The following is a 21,156-nucleotide window of genomic DNA, read 5'->3' on the forward strand; positions in this document are numbered from 1 at the left end:
TCAGGAACTCGGGCCGAGCGGGGAGGCCAGCACGGACGCGATCAGCGCGGCGCGCTCCACCAGCGACTCCGCCACGATCTCCTCGTGCACCGCGTGGGCTCCACGTCCGCGTGGGCCGAACCCGTCCAGTGCGGGCACTCCGGCCGCGCCGGCGAAGTTGGTGTCGGCGGCGCCGAGCGCGTGCGACCCCCGGACCTGCTGCCCCACCCGCTCACCGGCCCCCACCACGGCAGCGAGCAGGTCGTCGTTGCCGGTGCCGGCCCAGGCCGGGCGGCTGGTGAGGATCCTGGCCTGGATCCCGGCGTTCTCGCGGATGGGTTCGAGCCGGGTCAGCTGGTCCAGGACCCGGCGTTCGACCTCGGCGTCGCCGAACCGGAACCCGAGCTCGGCGCCGGCCTTCCCCGCGGTGACGTTCGTGCGGGTGCCGCCGTACACGGTCCCGACGTTGTAGAGCACGTGTTCCTCGGCCGCCGCGATGCCCCGCAGCTCGACCAGCTGGTCGACGAGCTCGTCGATGGCGGACACGCCGCGGGTACGGTCCAGCGCCGCGTGCGCCTCCACCCCGGTGGCCTCCAGGCGTACCCGCGTACTCCCGTGCCGGCCGGTCTTCAGCCCGCCTTTCGGGTGCGGCGGCTCCAGCCCGAGGGCCGCGGCCGCACCGGCCAGCTCGCGTTCGACCAGCGCCCGGCCGGTGGGCGTGCCGATCTCCTCGTCCGCGGTGACCACCAGGCGTACCTGCTGGGCGAGGGGGACGTCGCAGTCGCGCAGAACCGTGATCGCCGTCTCGAACGCGACCAGGCCGCCCTTCATGTCGAACACGCCCGGCCCGCGGATCAGCGTCCCGTCGTCGACGTACGGCATCCGCGCCGCGAGCTGGCCGACCGGCCACACCGTGTCGTGGTGGCCGAGCACCACCACGTGCGGCCGCTCGGCCGCGCTGCCGGTGGTGCTGCCGGTGCCGTCGGTGCCGTCTGTGATTGCCTCGCCGGCGGGCCAGGCGGCGACCAGGTGGTCGCCGGTGTCGCTCGCGACCGGCGTCACGGTGGCGCCGAGCTCGGTGTAGTGGTCGGCGAGCACCTCACCGAGCCGGTTCAGCGCGTCCGCGTCTCCGGTGGGCGTCTCGTGGTGGACGTACGCGGCGAGCCGTTCCCGCATCCGCGGCTCGAGCTCGCGGGCCCGGCGCACGAGGCGTTCGAGGGAATCCATGCCCCGCAGGATATGACTCGTATCCTCGTCCCCTCGTCACCGACCCGCGCGCGAGGTGAGCGCTCCGGTCCGGCCGGGGCCTTGTTCGAACGGGGATTCCCGGAGCACGCATTGACCTCGGCCTCGCATCCCTGCTAGACATCTCGCGGTTATCTGTCGCGTATCTTCGTCTAGTGGTGGCTGCCTCGCCGGTGTCGGCAGGTGCTCGCCAGCACGCCCGCCACACATACGCATCGTGTTGACGTCCGGCCCGGCCGGACGCCGTTCCTCGCTGGGGGTGCCATGCAGGCCACGCGGCCCACGCGTCCGGTGCAGTCCACGCACTCCACGCCGTCCACACCGGGCTCGGCTGTCGTGGCCCGGCCGCTGCGCACCCAGCGCGAACGCGAGGACGCCGTGGGGCTGTATCGCCAGGTGTTCGGTCTCGGCTCCGGTGACCCGGCGATGACCCCGAAGCTCCTGGTCGCACTGCAGCGCAACGGCGGCTCCGCGCTCGGCGCCTTCGACCCGTCCGGACGGCTGGTGGGGTTCACCTACGGTTTCGTCGGTACGCAGGACGGCGCGACCTACCACTACTCCCAGGCCGCCGTGGTCGACGCGGCCGCGCAGGGGAAGGGCGTCGGCCGGGTGCTCAAGCGGGCCCAGGCCGCCGAGGCGTCGCGCGCCGGTGTCGGGACGATGCGCTGGGCGTACGACCCGATGCTCGCCCGCAACGCGCACTTCAACCTCGACGTTCTCGGCGCCCGCGGCCGGTGGTTCGTCCGGGACTACTACGGCGTCACCGACGGCGCCGGCCGCAGCGACCGGGTGATCGTGGAGTGGCGTACCGACCCGGACGGAGCGGAGGCAACCGGCCCCACGACCGACCCGGCCGAGCAGCCAGGGGGCGACCTCGACCTCGCGTGGGGGGCGACCCGCGTCACCGCCACCGGCCACCGGCTGCTGGCGATCCCGGCCCGCTGGGGTGCACACGGCGGGCCCGACCCGGCCCGGGGCGGCGACGTCCGCGACCGGGTGGCCGGCGCGCTGGAGGAGGCGCTGGACGCGGGGTACGTCCTCACCTCGTGCCGCCGGACCACTCCGGACACCGCGGTCTACCTGTTCGCCTCCCCTGGAGACGCCCGATGAGCGCCGACCCGAGCAGTCCGGACCAGCGGTACGGCGCCCGGCTGCGCCGGCGTTCGTCGTCGTCGATCCTGCTGGACCGGCTGCTCGACCACGAGACCGCCAACCTCGCCGAGACCGCCGACCGGATCCGCACCGACGGCACCCTGGAGCGGGCCGCCGCCCGGATCGTCGCCGCCCGCCGCAGGTTCGTGATCGGCGGCTCGAAGTCGTCCGCGTACGCCGCCCTGCTGGCCATCGACCTGTCCGCCAGCCTGGCCAACGTCACCCTGGTCGACGGCATCGCCGCCCGCCCGGTGGACGTGCTGTGCGACGTGCGCTCCGACGACGTCCTGGTCGCCTTCTCCTTCCGCCGCTACACGCAGGCGACGATCGCGGTGGCCCGGGAGTTCGCCGCCGCCGGGGGCACCGTGGTGGGCATCACCGACGGCCCGGACAGTTCGCTGGCCCGGCTGGCCGAGGTGGCCGTGGTGGTGGGCACCCGCAGTGCGTCGTACGTCGACTCACCGACCGCGGTCGCGGCGGTGACCCACATCCTCGCCACGCTGACCGCGGCCAGCGCCAAGGGAGCCCGCCGCCGGCTCGCCCGGCGCGAGGAGGTCACCCGCGACCTCGAACTCTACGAAGGGGCCTGAGCGCATGCAGATCACCGCCGCCGAACTCTTCGCGGCCCGGCTGCCGCTGGTGCACGAGTTCGAGACCAGCTCGCACCGCAAGACCTACCTGGAACACATCCTGGTCCGGGTGACCGGAGCCGACGGCGCGGTGGGCTGGGGCGAGATCGCCTCGCCGTCCGGGCCGTACTACTGCGCGGAGACGGTGCAGAGTTGCTGGCACGTCGCCGAGCAGTACCTGCTGCCGGCCGTGCTCGGCACCGGCTGGTCGCACCCGCGCGAGGTGGCGGCGCTGTGGTCGAAGGTACGCGGGAACGAGTTCGCCAAGGCCGGGGTGGACCTGGCGTGCTGGGACCTGTGGGCCACCGCGACCGGCACACCGCTGGCTCGCGCGCTCGGCGGCACCCGCGACCGCGTGGTGGCCGGGGTGAGCCTCGGCATCGAGCCCACGCCGGAGGACCTGGTCGCGCAGGTGGCCCGCCAGATCGAGGCGGGCTATCCGCGGGTGAAGCTGAAGATCGCGCCGGGGTGGGACGTCGAGCCGGTCCGCGCCGTGCGGGCGGCGTTCCCCGACCTGGACCTGCACGTCGACGCCAACGGCGCCTACACCGAGGATCCCGACCACCTGGCGGCGCTGCGCGGGCTGGACGACTTCGGCCTGACGATGGTCGAGCAGCCGTTCGCGCCCCGCGACCTGCTGGCGCACGCCCGGCTGCGCCGCGTCCTGCGTACTCCCGTCTGCCTGGACGAGTCGGTCGCCGACCTGCACGACCTGCGCACCGCGCTGGCCCTGGACGCGGTCGCGATCCTGAACATCAAGGTGTCCCGGATGGGCGGGCTGACCGCGGCGGTCGCGGCCCACGACCTCGCCCGCGAGCACGACGTCCCGGTGTGGTGCGGCGGCATGCACGAGTTCGGGATCGGGCGCGCGGCCAACGTCGCGCTGTCCAGCCTGCCCGGTTTCACGTTGCCCTCCGACGTGTCCGCGTCGGAGAAGTACTACGCCCGCGATGTCGTGCGCCCGCCGGTCACCGCCGACCGCGGGCTGGTCGACGTTCCGTGGAAGCAGGCGGGCAGCGGGCACCAGGTCGACGAGGAGTTCGTACGGGAGATCTCCTCGCGTACGGCCCGGGTGTCCGCCGGCTGACCCCGCCCGCGCACCTGCCGGAAACCCCAGCACCGACGAAGGAGCGCCGTGTCCGAGTCCCGACCTGGCCCGCCGGCGAAGTCCGCCGAGACCGACCAGCCCACCAAGCCCGGAGCCGAGACCGATCAGCCAACGAAGCCCGGAGCCGAGACCGGGGGGTCCAACGCGTACGCGGTGGGGCTGCCGCCCGCGCGCCGCCGGATCTGCACGGCGATCGCGCTGGCCGGCCTGCTCGCCTCGCTGGTGCTCGGCCAGGTGGTGCAGGCGCCGACGTTGTGGGGACTGCTCCCGATCCTGCTGTACGCGGCGCTGTGCCTGCTCGGCCTGGACATCGTGGTCGCCACGGTCGTCGCCGTATTCTCCGGAATCCTGATCGCGGCCCGGCCACCCACCGAGGTGGGCGAACTCCTCGGCACCTCCCTGGGTGACCTGGTGACGATGATCGGCCTGATCATCGTGCTGGGCGCCGGGGTCGGTGAGGTGCTGCGCGTCACCGGGGTGGCCGACACCATCGTCAGCGCGATCATGCGCACGGTGGGCGAACGCAGCCGGCACGCGGTGACGTTCGGGGTGATGCTCGCCTGCCTGGTGCTGGTCGCGAGCCTCGGCACCCTGGCCGGCGCGCTGGCCATCGCCGCACCCATCCTGATCCCCGTCACCGCCCGGATGGGCTTCACCCGTTCGGCCACCGCGTCGATGATGTTCGTCGGCGGGTGCGCGGGCCTGGCGCTGGCGCCGTTCGCCGGCTCCAACGTCGCCATCCTGTCCGCGGCCGACGTCGACTACCTCACCTACCTGCGGGTCGGCGCCGGGCCGCTGGCCGTGCTGTCGATCGCGCTGGCCATGCTGATCGTGCCGTGGATGCAGCGGCGTACGGCCGCCCGCGGCGACGACTTCTACACCGCGGAGGAGGCCTCCGACGACGCCGCGGACACCCCCCGCAACCCCAGGGCGGGAAGGGCCACCGCCGCGTTCCTCGTCCTGCTGGTGGTGAGCGTGGTCTACGCCACGGTGACCAACGCGGGTACGGCGTTCCCGCTACTGGCCCTGCCGTTGCTCGGCATCGTCACCGGCTTCGCCGGTGGGCTGGGCAGCGTCGAGATCGCGGGCCTGATGTACCGCGGCGGCGCCCGGCTGCTCAGCATCTTCCTGCTGTTCTGGTTGCTGGCCGCGTTGTTCGGGATCATCGACCAGTGGCTGAAGCCGTACGACGTCGTCCTGGACACGTTCGGCTCCCAGCTGTCCCACCTCGGCGCGTTCCCGTTCGCGGTGGCGATCGGGCTGCTCGGCTGGGTCGGTGTGCCGGGGGCGACGGCGGCCCAGGTCGTCCTGCTGGACAAGGTGTTCGGTGGGCTGGGCGCGACCCTCGGGGTGTCGGCGAGCGCCTGGGTCATCGTGTTGCTGTGGGCGTCCAAGGGCGACACCTACGGGCCGTTCCCGAACGCCAACATGATCGGCGCCATGGGCCTGGCCCGCTCGCGGAACCTCCGCAACGTGTTGTTGACAGGCTGGCTGGTGATGGTCCCGGCCTGTGTGATGTACGCGATCCTGCTGGCGTTCATGACCTGACCCCGCAACCCCGCCTTGACGCCCGAGCCGACCGGGTCGCTCCGAGCCCGGACCGACCCGACTGCCATCCGGAGGTCAGCACATGTACGACGTGGTACTCGCCGGCGGAACCGTCCTGGACGGAACGGGTGCGCCCGGCACCGTGGCCGACGTGGCAGTCGAGGACGGCCGGATCGCCTTGGTGGGCAGCGTTCCCAGAACCCAGGCGCGGCGCCGGATCGACGTGACCGGCGCGGTGGTCTGCCCGGGTTTCGTGGACCTGCACTCCCACGCGGACTTCACCGTGTTCGGCACACCGGGCGCACTCACCCAGATCGCGCAGGGCGTCACCACCCTGGTCACCGGCAACTGCGGCTTCTCGCCGTTCCCGGTGGTGCCCGAGCACGAGGACGAGTTGCGCGTGCACGCGGGCTTCCTGGACGCGGACCTGCCGTGGGAGTGGTCGGGCGCGGGGGAGTACGCCGCGGCCGTCGAACGCCTTCCTCTCGGTGTCAACCTCGCCTTGCAGGTAGGCCATGGTGCGGTCCGCATCGGTGCGATGGGCGTGGCCGACCGGGCGCCCACGCCGGCCGAGCTGGACCGGATGCGGTCGCTGGTCGCGGAGGCGGTGGCCGACGGCGTCGCGGGACTGTCCAGCGGGCTGATCTACGCGCCCGCGTCGTACGCCAGGGCGGAGGAGCTGGCCGCGGTGGCCGAGCCGGTCGCCGCCGCCGGGCGGCTCTACTCCACCCACATCCGCGACGAGGGCGACGGACTGGACGAGGCGGTGGAGGAGGCGCTGGAGGTCGGCCGGCGTACCGGCGTCCGCGTGCAGGTCTCCCACCTCAAGGCCGTCGGCCCGGCCAACTGGGGCCGGGTGGGCAGGGTTCTGCAGACCCTGGCCCGGGCGCGGCGCGACGGTGTGGACGCGCACGGCGACCAGTACCCCTACACCGCGTCCAGCACCACGCTCACCGCCCGGCTGCCGGGCTGGGCGATGGACGGCGGGGTGGCGGCGCTGCGGGAGCGGCTGGAGCGCGCGGAGGACCGGGACAAGTTGGTCGCCGACCTCACCGCCCGGACCGGAACGACCTTCCTGCCCGAGCGGATCGTGCTGTCCGACACCCCGGACGGTCCGTACCGCGCACACCTCGGCAAGGACCTCGCGGCCATCGCCGGTGCGGTCGGCCTGTCACCCGCGGAGACGGCCGTCGACCTTTTGCGCCGCCAGCGCGGGGTGGCCTCGATCATCAGCCACGGCATGGCCGAGGACGACGTACGCACGATCCTCGCCGACCCGGCGGTCGCGGTGGCCAGCGACGGCTGGATCCTCGACTGCCCCGGCGCCGGTACGCCGCACCCGCGCAGCTTCGGGACGTTCGCCAGGGTGCTCGGCCACTACGTGCGGGCGGGGGTGCTGGACCTGCCCACAGCAGTGGCGAAGATGACCTCGCTGCCGGCCGCCCGGCTGGGCTGGCGCGACCGCGGCGTGGTGCGTCCCGGCGCGGTCGCCGACCTCGCGGTGTTCGACCCGGCCGAGGTGGCCGACCCCTCGTCTTACGACGCACCGTGGCAGCTCGCGCGCGGAGTGTCGTACACCTTCCTGGCCGGTACGCCGGTGTGGGAGAACGGCGCCGCCACCGGTGCCGCTCCGGGCCGGGTTGTCGGCGGGCGGCGGTAGCGTTCGGGGCATGGCGAAGAGCGCGTCGAAGTCGGCGAAGACCAAGGTCGCGGGCGTCCCCACCGAGGCGCTGGAGCGGCACTCCGTGCTGTCCCAGGAGATCGAGGAGCACAACTACCGCTACTACGTGCTCGACCGGCCGACGGCCTCCGACGCCGACTACGACGCGCTGATGCGGGAGCTGAAGGCGCTCGAGGAGGCCCATCCGGAGCTGCGCACCCCGGAGTCGCCGACGCAGCGGGTCAGCGGCACCTGGTCCACGGAGTTCGAGCCGGTCGAGCACCTCGAACGCCTGCTGTCGCTGGACAACGCGTTCGCGCTGGAGGAGCTGCGGGCCTGGGCGGCCCGGGTCGAACGCGAGATCGGCACCGAGGCCGAATACCTCTGCGAGCTGAAGATCGACGGCCTCGCCATCGACCTGGTCTACGAGCGGGGCCGGCTGGTGCGCGCGGCCACCCGCGGCGACGGCCGGGTCGGTGAGGACGTCACACTCAACGTCCGCACCATCGACGGCATCCCGCACCAGCTGGCCAAGGCCGACGCACCCACGCCCGAGGTGCTCGAGGTGCGCGGCGAGGTCTACTTCCGGGTGCGCGACTTCGAGGAGCTCAACGCCGCGCTGGTGGAGGCGGGCAAGCCACCGTTCGCCAACCCGCGCAACTCCGCGGCCGGATCGCTGCGCCAGAAGGACCCCCGGGTCACCGCGCGCCGCCGGCTGCACTTCACCGCCCACGGGATCGGGCGTACGCAGGGCTGGCAGCCGCAGCGGCTGTCGGAGGCCTACGCCACCCTCGCCGCCTGGGGCATCCCGGTCAGCGACCACGTGGGTGTCCGCCGCACGCTGGAGGAGGTGGACGCCTACGCCCGCGACTACGGCGAGCGCCGGCACTCCCTCGACCACGAGATCGACGGCGTGGTGGTGAAGGTCGACCAGATCACCCTGCAGCGCCAGCTCGGCTCGACGTCGCGCGCGCCGCGGTGGGCGATCGCGTTCAAGTTCCCGCCGGAGGAGGTCAACGCCAAGCTGATCGACATCCGGGTCAACGTCGGCCGCACCGGCCGGGTCACCCCCTACGGCGTGATGGAGCCGACCAAGGTCGCCGGGTCGACGGTGGAGTACGCCACGCTGCACAACGGTTCGGAGGTACGCCGCAAGGGCGTCCTGATCGGCGACACCGTGGTGCTGCGCAAGGCCGGCGACGTGATCCCGGAGATCGTCGGCCCGGTCGCCGACCTGCGCGACGGCTCCGAGCGGGAGTTCGAGATGCCCGTCCGGTGCCCGGAGTGCGGCACCGAGCTGCGGCCGGAGAAGGAGAGCGACGCCGACCTGCGCTGCCCCAACACCAGGCACTGCCCGGCCCAGCTGCGGGAGCGGCTGTTCCACCTGGGCGGCCGGGGGGCCTTCGACATCGAGGTGCTCGGCTACCAGTCCGGCACGGCGTTGCTGGACGGCGGCCTGATCGCCGACGAGGGCGACCTGTTCGCGCTGACCGCGGAGCAGCTGAAGGGTGCGGACTTCTTCACCACCAAGGCCGGTGCGCTGTCGGCCAACGCCAAGCGGCTGCTGGACAACCTGGAGGCGGCCCGCACCCGGCCGCTGTGGCGGGTGCTGGTCGCCCTGTCCATCCGGCACGTCGGTCCCACCGCCGCGCAGGCGCTGGCCCGCACGTTCGGCGACCTGGACCGGATCGCCGAAGCCGGCGAGGAGGAGCTGGCCGCCGTCGAGGGGGTGGGGCCGACCATCGCCGCGTCGGTGGTCGAGTGGTTCTCCGTCGACTGGCACCGCGAGATCGTGGAGAAGTGGCGGGCGGCCGGCGTGCGGCTCCGGGAGGAGATCGTCGACCAGGGGCCGCGGCCGCTGGACGGGGTGACGGTCGTGGTCACCGGCAGCCTGGACGGCTTCTCCCGCGACGAGGCGTCCGAGGCGATCCAGGCCCAGGGCGGCAAGGCGTCCGGCTCGGTGTCGAAGAAGACCGGCTTCGTGGTGGCCGGCGACAACCCCGGCTCGAAGTTCGACAAGGCCCGCGACCTCGGCGTGCCGATCCTCGACGAGGAGGGGTTCCGGGTGCTGCTGGCCGACGGGCCCGACGCCGCGCGCGAGCGCGCCCAGCCCGCCCAGACCGAGGAGTGACGGTCAGCTCTGCGAGAGCGCCTGCCGGACGGTCTGGGTGAGCGCGGCCAGGTGGGCCAGCCGGGCGAGCTCGGAGTCGAGGATCTCCGGGCCACCGGACCGCCCGATCACCAGCGCCCGGTCGGGGTTGCCCATAGGGGTGGCCGCCGCGGTGATGTGCCGCCATCCCCGGTTGTCCCACTCGGCGGGCACCGCCAGCCGCCGGGGACGTTCCAGGGGCAGCCACGGCGCCTCGTCGCCGGGCAGGTCGGGCGCGGCCGGAGTGGACTCCTCCACCACCGCCTTCCCGGTGCCCGCGTCCCGGCACACCAGGAACGCCCAGTCGGCGCGGAACACCACCGGCGCGTGCCGGACGAGCACCCGCTCGGCCTCGGCCGGCTGCTCCGTCATCGACTCGACCACCTCGAGATCGTGGCGCAGCGTCCCGCCGGCGGCGTACCGGGACAGCCAGATCACCCGGACACCGGGCACCGACAGGCAGGCCGACACCAGCGAGTCGGCACGTCCGCCGAGGGGGAGCTCCACCACGAAGTCGTCGATCGCGGTGCCGTCGGCGCCCCGGGACACCACGTCCACGGCGACGATGTCGGCGCCGACCTTGCCCAGGGCCGAGGCGACCTCACCGAGCCCGCCGGGCTGGTCGGGGAGCGCGATCCGCAACAGGTACACGCTCCTCATTGTGGCGCGATCAGGCGTTTCGCGCGGTTGCGTGGACGTTACCGATCAACCTCGCGCGACCAGACCCGGCCAGGCGGGCCTCTCCAGCCCGACCTGACGGTGATCGTTTCGCCGTCGAGCTCCGGTGGTCCGGCTCGCCGCGGTCGCGGGTGCTGCCGCGTAGGCTCCTAGGATTGCCCTACGGACGGCGTCAGCCGCCGCCTGCCGTGCGTGTAGTACGCCCACACCAGCCAGGCACCCCGCGACCCGCCGGGGTGCTCCGCGAACGAGGTAAAGGAAGCACTCCAGTGCCTGCGATCACCCGCGAGGAGGTCGCGCACCTAGCGCGCCTCGCTCGGATCGAGCTGACCGACGACGAACTCGACCACCACGCCGGCCAGCTGGGCGTCATCCTCGAGTCGGTCGCCCAGGTCGGCGAGGTGGCCGCCGAGGACATTCCGCCCACCTCCCACCCGGTGCCGCTCACCAACGTCTTCCGCGCCGACGAGGTACGCCCGGGGCTGACCGCCGCGGAGGCGCTGGCCGGCGCTCCCGTCGTCGACGGTGAGCCCGCGGTCGAGGAGGACCGCTTCCGCGTTCCCCGCATTCTCGGTGAGGAGGCCTGATGAGCGACAGCGACCTGACCAGGCTCACCGCCGCCCGGCTCGCCGAGCTGATCGCCACCGGCGAGGCCTCCGCGGTGGAGGTCGCCCAGGCCCACCTGGACCGGATCGGCAAGGTCGACGACCGGATCCACGCGTTCCTCCACCTCGACACCGAGGGCGCACTCGCCGCCGCCCGTCAGGTGGACGACCGGCGCGCGGCCGGCGGCACGCTCGGCCCGCTGGCCGGGGTTCCGCTCGCCCTCAAGGACGTCCTCACCATGAAGGACGTGCCGACCACCTGCGGCTCGCGGATCCTGGAGGGCTGGCGGCCGCCGTACGACTCGACCGTCGTCCGCCGGCTGCGCGAGGCCGGCGTGGTCGTCCTCGGCAAGACGAACATGGACGAGTTCGCGATGGGTTCCTCCACCGAGAACTCCGCCTTCGGCCCGACCCGCAACCCGTGGGACACCGACCGGATCCCGGGCGGTTCCGGCGGCGGCTCGTCGGCGTCGCTGGCGGCGTTCGAGGCGCCGCTGGCGATCGGCACCGACACCGGCGGTTCGATCCGCCAGCCCGGCTCGGTGACCGGGACGGTCGGGGTGAAGCCCACCTACGGCGGGGTGTCCCGCTACGGCCTGGTGGCGTTCTCCTCCAGCCTGGACCAGGCCGGTCCGTGTGCCCGCACGGTGCTCGACGCGGCCCTGCTGCACAGCGTGATCGCCGGCCACGACCCGCTGGACTCCACCTCGATCGACCGTCCCGTCCCGCCGGTGGTGGACGCCGCCCGCAACCCCGACGTGCGCGGCCTGCGGGTCGGCGTGGTGAAGGAGCTCGGCGGCGCCGGTTTCCAGCCCGGGGTGGAGCAGCGCTTCCGCGAGGCGGTCGACCTGCTCTCCGACCTGGGTGCGGAGGTCGTCGAGGTGTCCTGCCCGCACTTCACCTACGGCCTGGCCGCCTACTACCTCATCGCGCCGAGCGAGGCGTCCAGCAACCTCGCCCGCTTCGACGGGATGCGGTACGGCCTGCGCGCCGGCGACGACGGCCGGCACAGCGCCGAGGAGGTGATGGCGCTGACCCGCGAGGCCGGGTTCGGAGACGAGGTCAAGCGGCGCATCATGATCGGCACGTACGCCCTCTCCAGCGGCTACTACGACGCCTACTACGGCCAGGCGCAGAAGGTCCGCACGCTCATCACCCGCGACTTCGAGCGGGCGTACGAGCAGGTCGACGTGCTCGTGTCGCCGACCACGCCCACCACCGCGTTCCGGATCGGCGAGCGGGCGGACGACCCGCTGGCGATGTACGCCGCCGACCTGTGCACCATCCCCGCCAACCTCGCCGGCAACGCCGCCGCGTCCTTCCCGGCCGGCCGCTCGCCGGAGGACGGGCTGCCGGTGGGCCTGCACGTGATGGCGCCGGCGATGGCCGACGACCGGCTCTACCGCGTGGGTGCCGCCGTGGAGCAGGAGTTCGAGCGCCGCTGGGGACACCCGCTGCTGGCGGAGGTGCCGGAGCTATGAGGCCAGTCACCCAGGCACCGCACGCCACGCACGTGATTCCGGTTAGGCACGCAACGCCGGCAGGCGAGGAGAACGCCGCATCATGACCGTCACCACCGACCTGATGTCCTACGACGAGGCACTGGAGCTCTTCGACCCGGTGATGGGTCTGGAGGTGCACGTCGAGCTGAACACCGCCACCAAGATGTTCTGCGGGTGCCCGACGGAGTTCGGCGCGCCCCCCAACACCCAGGTGTGCCCGGTCTGCCTCGGCCTGCCCGGGGCACTGCCGGCGGTCAACGGCCGCGCGGTCGAGTCGGCGATCCGGATCGGCCTCGCCCTCGGCTGCGACATCGCGCCGTGGTGCCGGTTCGCGCGGAAGAACTACTTCTACCCGGACATGCCGAAGGACTTCCAGACCAGCCAGTACGACGAGCCGATCGCCACCGACGGCGCGCTGGAGGTGGAGGTCGAGGGGCAGACCTTCCGGGTGGAGATCGAGCGCGCCCACATGGAGGAGGACACCGGCAAGTCCTCCCACGTCGGGGTCAGCGGCCGCATCCACGGCGCCGACTACTCCATCGTCGACTACAACCGCGCCGGCATCCCGCTGATCGAGATCGTCACCAAGCCGATCGAGGGCGCCGGCCGACTGGCACCGCAGGTGGCCCGCGCCTATGTCGGGCAGCTGCGCGACCTGCTGCGGGCGCTCGGCGTGTCCGACGTACGGATGGAGCAGGGGTCGCTGCGCTGCGACGCGAACGTCTCCCTGCGCCGGCACGGCGTGACGCCGTACGGCCTGCGGACCGAGACCAAGAACGTCAACTCGCTGCGCTCGGTCGAACGAGCGCTGACGTACGAGATCTGCCGGCAGGCCGCGATCCTCGACGGCGGCGGCAAGGTCACCCAGGAGACCCGGCACTGGCACGAGGACACCGGCGTCACCACGTCCGGCCGGTCGAAGGAGGAGGCGGAGGACTACCGCTACTTCCCCGAGCCCGACCTGGTGCCGATCGCCCCGTCCGATGCGTGGGTGGAGGAGCTGCGGGCGACCCTGCCGGAGCCGCCGAGCCTGCACCGGCGACGGCTGTTCGAGGCGTGGGGCTTCACCGAGATGGAGTTCCGCGACGTGCTGGGCGCGGGTGCGCTGCACCTGGTCGAGGCGACGGTCGGGGCCGGCACCACGCCGGCCGCCGCCCGCAAGTGGTGGCTGGGCGAGCTGGCCCGCCGGGCGAGGGAGACCGAGGTCGAGCTGGAGGCGCTGCCGATCACGCCCGCGCAGGTCGCCGGGGTGCAGGCCCTGGTCGACGCCGGCACCGTCAACGACAAGTTGGCACGGGAGGTCATCGACGGCGTACTCGCCGGCGAGGGCGCCCCGGAGGAGGTCGTGGACAGGCGCGGGCTCGCGGTCGTCAGTGACGACTCCGCACTCGGCGCCGCTGTCGACCGGGCGATCGAGGCCAACCCCGGCGTCGCCGAGAAGATCCGCGGCGGCAAGGTGGCCGCCGCCGGCGCGCTGATCGGCGCGGTGATGAAGGAGATGCGCGGACAGGCCGACGCGGGCCGGGTCCGCGAGCTGATCCTGCAGCGCCTCGGGCAGTGACCTGACGGACGCGGCGCCTTGGTCGATGACCGGAGGCGCCGCGTCCGGCGGCAAGGTGCGGTTGACGCCGGCAAGGTGCGGTTGACGGGGCTACCTCGTCAACCGCACCAGCAGGATCCGGTCGTCGCCGGGCCGCGGCGGCACCCGGCCGTCGGTGTTGTTGGTGACCAGCCAGAGGTCGCCGCGCCAGGTGCGGGCGACGGTCCGAAGCCGGCCGTAGACGCCGGTGAAGAACGCCTCGGGCGTGCCGACCACCTGGTCTCCGCTGATCTGGATCCGCCACAGCCGCTGCCCGCGCAGCCCCGCCATCCACAGCGCGCCGCGGGAGTAGGCCAGCCCGGACGGGGAGGCCTCCGACGTCGGCCACTGCGCGAGCGGGTCGACGAACCTCGGGTCGTGCGCGACCCCTTCCACGATGGGCCAGCCGTAGTTGTTGCCCGGCCGGATGAGGTTCAGCTCGTCCCAGGTGTTCGCGCCGAGTTCGTCCGCCCACAGCCGGCCCCACGGGTCGAAGGCCAGGCCCTGCACGTTGCGGTGTCCGTAGCTCCACACCGCGGTACCGAACGGGTTGCCGGGCGCGGGCGTGCCGTCCCCGCGGATCCGCAGGATCTTTCCGCCCAGGGATGCCAGGTCCTGCGCGTTCGCGCCGACGGTCGCGTCACCGGTGCCGGCGTAGAGGAACCCGTCGGGACCGAACACCAGCCGGCCGCCGTTGTGCGCACCCGCGGCCGGGATGCCGGAGAGGATGACCTCCGGCGCGCCGAGGGTGCCTCCTGTGTAGCGCATCCGCGCGATCCGGTTGTCGGTGGCGGTGGTGAAGTACGCGTAGACGTAGTGGTCCCGCCAGAAGGTCCACGGGCGGATCGCCAGGCCGAGCAGGCCGCCCTCGCCGCCGTGCCGGACACCGGGGACCGTGCCCACCACCACGGTGGCGCCGTCGCGCTGGACGCGCTTGATCTGGGCGGTGTCTCATCCAGCTGTCGGCGGCCGTCGCACCGTGGCGGTGGCCCGACCCGGCCGTCAGCGGGTGAGCCGCAGCCGGAGGATCCGGTCGTCACCCGGCCGGGGCGAGACCCGGCCGTCGGTGTTGTTCGTGAGCAGCCACAGCGATCCGTCCGGTGCCCGGGCGACGTGCCGCAGCCGTCCGTACGTACCGACGAGGAACGCCTTCGACGCTCCGGTCACGCGACCGCCGGCGACCGGCACCCGCCACAGGCGTTCGCCGCGCAGCGAAGCGAGCCACATCGACCCGTCGGCGTAGGCGAGCCCGGACGGCGAGGCGTCGTCGGTGGGCCACTGCGCCAGCGGGTCGACGTACCCGCGCCGGGCACCGCCGCGCCCCTCCAGCACCGGCCAGCCGTAGTTGCCGCCGGCCCGGATCCGGTTGAGCTCGTCCGCCGCCTTGTCACCGAACTCGCTCGCCCACAACCTGCCCTGCGGGTCGAAGACCAGGCCCTCGACGTTGCGGTGGCCGTAGGTCCAGACCGCGGTGCCGAACGGGTTGCCCGGCGCCGGTTTCCCGCTCGCGGTGAGGCGCAGGACCTTGCCGCCGAGGGAGGAGCGGTTCTGGGCCCGGGCGCGCTGTTCGCCGTCGCCGGTGGGTACGTAGAGGTAGCCGTCCGGCCCGAACCTCAGCCGCCCGCCGTTGTGGTGCTGCGGCCCGCGCGGGATCCCGGTGAAGACCGCCTCCGGCGCACCGAGCGCGGAGCCGGTGTAGGTCATGCGGACGACCCGGTTGTCGGTACCGGTGGTGATGTAGGCGTACAGCAGGCGGTCGCGGGAGAAGTGCGGCGACAGCGCCAGCCCGAGCAGTCCGCCCTCGCCCTCGTGCACCACGCCGGGCACCCGGCCGACGGTGCTGACGTTCCCGCCCGGTGTCACCCGGTCGATCCGCGCGGTGTCGCGCTCGGACAGCAGGGCGGACCCGTCGGGTAGGAACGCGAGGTCCCACGGTGTGGTGAGCCCCTTCGCGATGGTGCCGGCGACGACCGGGCGGGCGGGGCCGGCCGGCCGCGAGGCCGCCTTCCGGGAGGCGGCCGGCCGCGGTGCGGCTCGCCGCTTCGGAGCGGCCGAGGTCGCCCGGGGGGTCGGCTTCGGCGATACGGAGGTGGCCGACGGCGTGGGTGAGGCCGGCGTGGTCGGAGTCGCGGTCGCGGTCGGCCGGGCGCTCTTGGACGGGGTGGCCCGCCGGTCCGGTCCGCCGGAGTTGTCGGTGCCGGTGAGTCCACAGGCGGTGGCCGTGCACAGCACGACCGTCAGCAGCAGCGCACGCAGGGTCAGGCGGGGAGTTCGGGATCTGGTCATGGAAGCCTCAGTCGGAGGACCCGGTCGTCGCCGGGCTCGGGTGCTCCCCGTCCGTCGGTGTTGCTGGTGCTCAGCCACAGGCTGCCGTCCGGCGCGACCGCGACGGTCCGCAGCCGGCCGTGGCTGCCGGAGAGGTACGCCTGCGGCTCGCCGGTCCGGTGGCCGTCCCGCACCGGGATCCGCCACAGCCGGCGCCCGCGCAGCCCGGCCATCCACAGCGCGCCGTCGGCGTAGGCGAGACCGGACGGCGAGGCGTCGCTGGTCGGCCACTGCGCCACCGGGTCCAGCGACCTGCGGTCCTGGGAGATCCCCTCCGCCTGCGGCCAGCCGTAGTTGCCGCCCCGGCGGATGAGGTTGAGCTCGTCCCAGGTGTTCTGGCCGAACTCGCTGGCCCACAGCCGGCCGCCGCTGTCGAACGCGAGGCCCTGGACGTTGCGGTGCCCGTAGCTCCACACCGGCGAGACGTCGAACGGGTTGCCGGGCGCGGGTTTGCCGTCGGGGGTCAGCCGGAGGATCTTGCCGCCGAGGGAGCGGCGGTTTTGGGCGTTGTCGCCGTCGGCGGCGTCGCCGGTCCCGGCGTACAGCATGCCGTCGGGTCCGAACACCATCCGCCCGCCGTTGTGCACGCCCGCCGCCGGAATGCCGGCGAGGAGCACCTCCGGGGCGCCGAGGCGTCCGCCGTCGAAGCGCATCCGCACGATCCGGTTGTCCTTCGCGGTGGTGAGGTACGCGTAGACGTACGGCTGCTCCTCGAACGTCGGGGCCACCGCGAGCCCGAGCAGCCCGCCCTCGCCGCCCTCCTGTACGCCGGGGACCCGGCCCACCTCGGTGGGCCGGCCGCTCTCCGCCGTGCCCGCGGCACCCGCGGCGCTGGCGGCGCCGGCGGGGATCCGGCGTACCCGGCCGGTGTCGCGCTCGGCCACCAGCGCGCTGCGGTCGGGCAGGAACGCGAGCCCCCACGGCGCGGCCAGGCCGGTGGCGACGACCGCGGCGACCCGCGGCCGGTCCGCGGCGTCCCCGGCCGAACCCGAACCCGAACCCGTGCCCGTGGGCGCCGGCCGGGTGTCGTCCTCACCCCGTCCGGACGTGGGCGTACAGCCGACGGTGCCGGCGACCAGCGCGGCGGCGACCGTTCCGATCGCCGCCCTGATCGCGGCTCTGGCGACACCCATGGTGACCGGCCGGGCGAGCAGTACCCTGACGCGACGCATGGGCCCAGTCTGCACGGCCACCGGTGCGGCACCCCACCGCGCCATCGGAGGACGTTGCGTTCGGCCACGAACCAGTCGCTCACAGTCGCGGATCGGACTACCTTCAACTATGAGCAGCACGCGAAACAGCCCGGGCGCGGAAGGTCGCGCCGGGCGGACGAAGAAGGCCGCCGGGACGAGGAATCGGACCGAGCGGCGGACGGAGCGGACGGAGCGGCCGGAGAACCCGACCGAGAACACCGCCGGGACCCGACCGGCGGACCTCGTCCTGGAAGGCGGCGGCGTCAAGGGGATCGGGCTGGTCGGCGCGGTCGCGACGTTCGCCAAGAGCGGGTACGACTTCCGGCGGATCGCCGGGACGTCGGCCGGCGCCCTCGTCGGCGCGGTCGTCGCCGGTCTGCAGGTGGCCGGTGAGCCGCTGGACCGGCTGGAGGAGATCGCCCGCACCCTCGACTACCGGAAGTTCCGCGACCGGGGCCGCGTCGGCGGCGTCGTCGGCGGGGTCGCCGACCGGGTGGGCCTCGGGGTCCTGGTCGACGGGATGTCCCTGGCGGTGGAGTCCGGCCTGTTCGAGGGGAAGTACCTCCACGACTGGATCGCCGGCGTACTGAAGGACCTCGGCGTCACGACCTTCGGCGACCTGCGGCTGCCGCCCGACCCCGGCAGCGACCTGCCGGCCGGCCACCGCTACCGCCTGGTCGTGGTGGCCAGTGACGTGTCCCGGCAGCGCGCGGCCCGGCTGCCGTGGGACTACCCGGAGTACGGCCTGGACCCCGACGACCAGCCGGTCGCCGACGCCGTGCGTGCCTCCGCGTCCATCCCGTACTTCTTCGAGCCCTGGACGTTGCGCGCCGGCCGGGCGAACGCGGCCAGAGCGGCCCTCGCCGGCCGGGGCGCGGGGGCCGGCGACGCCACGCTCGTCGACGGCGGCCTGCTGTGGAACTTCCCGATCACCATCTTCGACCGCACCGACGGCAAACCGCCCCGGTGGCCGACATTCGGCGTCCGTCTTTCCACCCGGCCCGGACCTGTGGCACGCTCCCACCCGGTACGCGGCCCGGTCGAGCTGACCGCCGCGCTGGTCGAGACGTTGCTGCTGGCGCACGACGTCGAGCTCGCCCAGCAGCCGTGCAACCTGGTCCGGACGACGTTCGTGGACTCCTCGGCGGTGTCCGCGGTCGACTTCGACGTCACGTCCGAGCAGCAGGACGCGCTGCTGGCCGAGGGCTCGCAGGCGGCCCGGGAGTTCCTGCGTACGTGGGACTTCGACCAGTACGTCACGAAGTGCCGAGGAGGACCTCAGTAGTGGGAGCAGCAGCGAGCGGGACTGGCGAGGCGAGCGCGCGGCGGGTGTGGCTGCCGGAGCCGCCGGAGGTGTACGACGACCTGCCGGCCGGCCTGGCGATCGACGTGTACGACGGGCTGGGGGAGCCGCCGGCCACGATCGACGAGGTGGCGTTCTACGTGCCTCCGTACATGGGCGCGCCGCACACCGTCGAGATCATCGCCGACATGCCCGGGCTGGAGGTCGTCCAGACCCTCACCGCCGGCGTGGAGAACGTCCGCCCGTTCGTCGGCCCCGACGTCACGTTGTGCAACGCCCGCGGCGTGCACGACGCGAGCACCGCCGAGCTGGGCGTCGGGCTGATCATCGCCTCGCTGCGCGGCTTCCCCGACTTCGTGCGCGCCCAGGACGAGCACCGCTGGGCGGCCGGCCGGCGCGACTCGCTGGCCGACAAGCGGGTGCTGGTGGTGGGGTACGGCTCGATCGGCCGGGCGATCGAGCGCCGGCTGGAGCCGTTCGAATGCGAGGTCGTGAAGGTCAGCCGTACACCCGGTGACGGCGTGGCCGGCATGGACCGGCTGCCCGACCTGCTGCCCACCGCGGACGTGGTGGTGCTGCTGGTCCCGCTGACCGAGCAGACCCACGGCCTGGTGGACGCGAAGTTCCTGTCCCAGCTGCGCGACGGCGCGCTCGTGGTCAACCTCGCCCGCGGCCCGGTGGTCGACACCGACGCGCTGCTGGTCGAGCTGACCGCCGGTCGGCTGCGGGCGGCGGTGGACGTCACCGACCCGGAGCCGCTGCCTCCCGGCCACCCGCTGTGGGACGCGCCCGGGCTGCTGCTCAGCCCGCACGTGGGCGGCAACACCTCCGCCTTCGTCCCGCGCGGGCGGGCGCTGGTGAGCGCGCAGCTTCGCCGGTACGCCGCGGGGGAGCCGCTGGTCAACACCGTGGCCGGAGCGTACTGACGGAAGGTCCGGACCGGCCCGGGATTCCGCTGCCGGGGCCCGACCGGGTATGAAGGTGCCCCGGAACCAGCGGACAGGAGCGACGTGCCGACCAGCACGAACAGCACGGGCAGTAACGGCGGGACCACCGGGGCCTCCGGGACCACCCGCACGACGCAGCCGACGGAGCCAACGGGGACGGCCCGGACCACGGAGCCGACCGGGACCCGCGCGGGCGCAGGGCGCCTCGCGGGCCTCGCCGCGCGGATCGCGCTGCCGATCGTCGCGCTGCTGGCGATCCTGCCGTTCGCCCAGTCCTACGGCGAGTTCTGGCCGTGGCAGCCGAACACCGTCGACCTGGACGTGTACGTCTACACCGGCCACGTCCTGCTCGGCGGCGGGGACATCCTCACCGCCCGGACGCCGGACACCGCGCTCGCGTTCATCTACCCGCCGGTGGCGGCGCTGCTCAGCGTCCCGCTGGTGTTCGTACCGCAGACGCTCCTGCAGCTGGTCTGGACGGTCCTCAACGGCCTCGCGCTGCTGTTCGTCCTGCACCGGGCGGGCCTGCGCGGCTGGCCGCTGTCGCTGCTGGCCACCGCCTGCGCGCTGGTGGTGGAGCCGGTCCGCGCCACGGTCAGCTTCGGCCAGATCAACGTGTTCCTGATGGCGCTGGTGGTCGCCGACCTGGTGCCCGGCCGACGATGGCTGCCGCCGCTCGGCCGGGCCGGCGGGCGGCTGCTGCCCACCGGCGTCCTCACCGGCATCTCGGCGGCGATCAAGGTCACACCCGCGTTGTTCGTGGTGATGCTGCTGTTCGCCCGGCGCTGGAGGGAGGCGCGCACCGCCGTCGTCACCGCCGTGGCGATCACCGTCGCGACCGCCGTGGTGATGCCGCGGGAGACCATCGGGTTCGCGAAGCTGCTGCTGTCCGGTGACACCCGCACCGGCCCCGCGCACTTCCTGATGAACCAGTCGATGCTGGGTGTCGTCGTCCGGCTGTTCGGCCTCGGCGGCTGGCAGCACTACGCGGGGCTCGCGCTCGGCGCGGCGGCCGGCGTCGCCGGTGCGTACGTCGCGTCGGTGTGGTGGCGGCGCGGCGAGCCGATGCTGGCGGTCTCGCTGTGCGGCCTGGCCACCCTGCTCGCGTCCCCGCTGTCGTGGACGCACCACTACGTCTGGGTGGTGCCGCTCGGCGCGACGGTGCTGGTCGGCTCGCACCTGCCGCGTTCGCTGCGGTGGACCGGCGCGGTGTTCGTGGTGTGGGTGGCGGCCGCGATCTTCAAGTACGTCCTGCCGTGGGGCAGCGACGTCGAACTCTCGTACGCGCCCTGGCAGCAGCTGCTCAGCGTGCTCGGTCCGGTGCTCGGGCTGGCCCTGCTCGCGGTGGCGTACGCGACCGGCCGACAGGTCGCCGCCGAGCCCGACCGTCGGCCCGTCGCGGACGCCGCCGTAAAGTGAGGGGGCGGTGACCCCGCCCCCATACCGCGGCCCGGGTGCACGTTCCCGCGATCTGCTGCGCATCCGCAGCCGACCGCCCGGCGTACCGGCGCCCACGCCCCAGCAAGCCCCACCACCGTCACGGTGAACGAGGAG

17 protein-coding genes are annotated in these 21,156 nt (G+C 73.6%); 12 read left to right on the plus strand and 5 right to left on the minus strand.

The annotated features are described in order from the left end of the window. The gene (locus FHR37_RS04940; RefSeq protein WP_092888661.1) at window positions 1-1,206 is read right to left on the minus strand and encodes a M20/M25/M40 family metallo-hydrolase; all 1,206 of its coding nucleotides are present in this window, start codon (window positions 1,204-1,206) and stop codon (window positions 1-3) included. Between the two features lie 282 nt (window positions 1,207-1,488). On the opposite strand from FHR37_RS04940, the gene FHR37_RS04945 reads away from it, so the two are divergent. From FHR37_RS04945 to ligA, 6 genes are all read left to right on the plus strand, one after another. Beyond that, window positions 1,489-2,334, plus strand: coding sequence for a hypothetical protein (locus tag FHR37_RS04945; protein WP_092888664.1), 846 nt, complete (start codon window positions 1,489-1,491; stop codon window positions 2,332-2,334). After that, a complete protein-coding gene (locus FHR37_RS04950; protein ID WP_092888667.1) occupies window positions 2,331-2,966 on the plus strand; it encodes a MurR/RpiR family transcriptional regulator in 636 nt (211 codons plus the stop codon). Before FHR37_RS04945 ends, FHR37_RS04950 begins: the two co-directional genes overlap by 4 nt. Before the next feature lie 4 nt (window positions 2,967-2,970). Continuing rightward, window positions 2,971-4,092 (plus strand): o-succinylbenzoate synthase, encoded by a 1,122-nt coding sequence (gene menC / locus FHR37_RS04955; RefSeq protein WP_092888670.1) that lies wholly within the window; start codon window positions 2,971-2,973, stop codon window positions 4,090-4,092. 48 nt (window positions 4,093-4,140) lie between these two features. After that, the gene (locus FHR37_RS04960) at window positions 4,141-5,661 is read left to right on the plus strand and encodes a Na+/H+ antiporter NhaC family protein (protein WP_202818358.1); all 1,521 of its coding nucleotides are present in this window, start codon (window positions 4,141-4,143) and stop codon (window positions 5,659-5,661) included. Window positions 5,662-5,743: 82 nt separating this feature from the next. Then, a complete protein-coding gene (locus FHR37_RS04965; RefSeq protein WP_092888673.1) occupies window positions 5,744-7,321 on the plus strand; it encodes an N-acyl-D-amino-acid deacylase family protein in 1,578 nt (525 codons plus the stop codon). 10 nt (window positions 7,322-7,331) lie between these two features. Beyond that, window positions 7,332-9,452 carry an NAD-dependent DNA ligase LigA gene (gene ligA, locus FHR37_RS04970; protein ID WP_092888862.1) on the plus strand — a complete coding sequence of 707 codons (2,121 nt, stop codon included), beginning with the start codon at window positions 7,332-7,334 and terminating at the stop codon, window positions 9,450-9,452. 3 nt (window positions 9,453-9,455) lie between these two features. On the opposite strand, the gene FHR37_RS04975 is transcribed toward ligA, so the two are convergent. Continuing rightward, a complete protein-coding gene (locus FHR37_RS04975) occupies window positions 9,456-10,121 on the minus strand; it encodes an ACT domain-containing protein (RefSeq protein WP_092888676.1) in 666 nt (221 codons plus the stop codon). A 296-nt stretch (window positions 10,122-10,417) separates the two neighbouring features. Here FHR37_RS04975 and gatC point away from each other — a divergent pair, with 296 nt between their 5' ends. The 3 genes from gatC (at window position 10,418) to gatB (ending at window position 13,816) form a co-directional block, all read left to right on the plus strand. After that, window positions 10,418-10,735 carry an Asp-tRNA(Asn)/Glu-tRNA(Gln) amidotransferase subunit GatC gene (gatC, locus tag FHR37_RS31305; protein WP_092888679.1) on the plus strand — a complete coding sequence of 106 codons (318 nt, stop codon included), beginning with the start codon at window positions 10,418-10,420 and terminating at the stop codon, window positions 10,733-10,735. Next, window positions 10,735-12,234: an Asp-tRNA(Asn)/Glu-tRNA(Gln) amidotransferase subunit GatA gene (gene gatA / locus FHR37_RS04985; RefSeq protein WP_092888682.1), complete on the plus strand. Its 1,500-nt coding sequence runs from the start codon at window positions 10,735-10,737 to the stop codon at window positions 12,232-12,234. The genes gatC and gatA overlap by 1 nt, the downstream gene beginning before the upstream one ends. A gap of 82 nt (window positions 12,235-12,316) precedes the next feature. Further along, on the plus strand, window positions 12,317-13,816 hold the full coding sequence (gene gatB, locus FHR37_RS04990) for an Asp-tRNA(Asn)/Glu-tRNA(Gln) amidotransferase subunit GatB (protein ID WP_092888685.1): 1,500 nt from the start codon (window positions 12,317-12,319) through the stop codon (window positions 13,814-13,816). Window positions 13,817-13,906: 90 nt separating this feature from the next. On the opposite strand, the gene FHR37_RS04995 is transcribed toward gatB, so the two are convergent. From FHR37_RS04995 to FHR37_RS05005, 3 genes are all read right to left on the minus strand, one after another. Beyond that, window positions 13,907-14,773: a PQQ-dependent sugar dehydrogenase gene (locus tag FHR37_RS04995; RefSeq protein ID WP_092888688.1), complete on the minus strand. Its 867-nt coding sequence runs from the start codon at window positions 14,771-14,773 to the stop codon at window positions 13,907-13,909. A gap of 63 nt (window positions 14,774-14,836) precedes the next feature. After that, complete coding sequence (locus FHR37_RS05000) at window positions 14,837-16,120, minus strand: PQQ-dependent sugar dehydrogenase (protein ID WP_092888691.1); 1,284 nt, start codon at window positions 16,118-16,120, stop codon at window positions 14,837-14,839. Beyond that, window positions 16,117-17,331 carry a PQQ-dependent sugar dehydrogenase gene (locus FHR37_RS05005; protein ID WP_092888865.1) on the minus strand — a complete coding sequence of 405 codons (1,215 nt, stop codon included), beginning with the start codon at window positions 17,329-17,331 and terminating at the stop codon, window positions 16,117-16,119. Before FHR37_RS05005 ends, FHR37_RS05000 begins: the two co-directional genes overlap by 4 nt. 109 nt (window positions 17,332-17,440) lie before the next feature. On the opposite strand from FHR37_RS05005, the gene FHR37_RS05010 reads away from it, so the two are divergent. From FHR37_RS05010 to FHR37_RS05020, 3 genes are all read left to right on the plus strand, one after another. After that, window positions 17,441-18,637 (plus strand): patatin-like phospholipase family protein, encoded by a 1,197-nt coding sequence (locus FHR37_RS05010; RefSeq protein ID WP_092888694.1) that lies wholly within the window; start codon window positions 17,441-17,443, stop codon window positions 18,635-18,637. Then, a complete protein-coding gene (locus tag FHR37_RS05015; protein WP_092888697.1) occupies window positions 18,637-19,581 on the plus strand; it encodes a 2-hydroxyacid dehydrogenase in 945 nt (314 codons plus the stop codon). The genes FHR37_RS05010 and FHR37_RS05015 overlap by 1 nt, the downstream gene beginning before the upstream one ends. 84 nt (window positions 19,582-19,665) lie before the next feature. Further along, window positions 19,666-21,021 carry a glycosyltransferase 87 family protein gene (locus FHR37_RS05020; protein WP_092888700.1) on the plus strand — a complete coding sequence of 452 codons (1,356 nt, stop codon included), beginning with the start codon at window positions 19,666-19,668 and terminating at the stop codon, window positions 21,019-21,021. Window positions 21,022-21,156 lie beyond the last annotated feature (135 nt).

It is taken from the genome of Actinopolymorpha cephalotaxi, assembly GCF_013408535.1.
GTDB lineage: Bacteria > Actinomycetota > Actinomycetes > Propionibacteriales > Actinopolymorphaceae > Actinopolymorpha > Actinopolymorpha cephalotaxi.

Coding starts and splice junctions, on each gene's coding strand:
- FHR37_RS04940 (WP_092888661.1), bottom strand. CDS start 1,206: ATGGATTCCCTCGAACGCCTCGTGCGCCGGGCCCGCGAGCTCGAGCCG.
- FHR37_RS04945 (WP_092888664.1), top strand. CDS start 1,489: ATGCAGGCCACGCGGCCCACGCGTCCGGTGCAGTCCACGCACTCCACG.
- FHR37_RS04950 (WP_092888667.1), top strand. CDS start 2,331: ATGAGCGCCGACCCGAGCAGTCCGGACCAGCGGTACGGCGCCCGGCTG.
- menC (WP_092888670.1), top strand. CDS start 2,971: ATGCAGATCACCGCCGCCGAACTCTTCGCGGCCCGGCTGCCGCTGGTG.
- FHR37_RS04965 (WP_092888673.1), top strand. CDS start 5,744: ATGTACGACGTGGTACTCGCCGGCGGAACCGTCCTGGACGGAACGGGT.
- ligA (WP_092888862.1), top strand. CDS start 7,332: ATGGCGAAGAGCGCGTCGAAGTCGGCGAAGACCAAGGTCGCGGGCGTC.
- gatA (WP_092888682.1), top strand. CDS start 10,735: ATGAGCGACAGCGACCTGACCAGGCTCACCGCCGCCCGGCTCGCCGAG.
- gatB (WP_092888685.1), top strand. CDS start 12,317: ATGACCGTCACCACCGACCTGATGTCCTACGACGAGGCACTGGAGCTC.
- FHR37_RS05000 (WP_092888691.1), bottom strand. CDS start 16,120: ATGACCAGATCCCGAACTCCCCGCCTGACCCTGCGTGCGCTGCTGCTG.
- FHR37_RS05005 (WP_092888865.1), bottom strand. CDS start 17,331: ATGCGTCGCGTCAGGGTACTGCTCGCCCGGCCGGTCACCATGGGTGTC.
- FHR37_RS05010 (WP_092888694.1), top strand. CDS start 17,441: ATGAGCAGCACGCGAAACAGCCCGGGCGCGGAAGGTCGCGCCGGGCGG.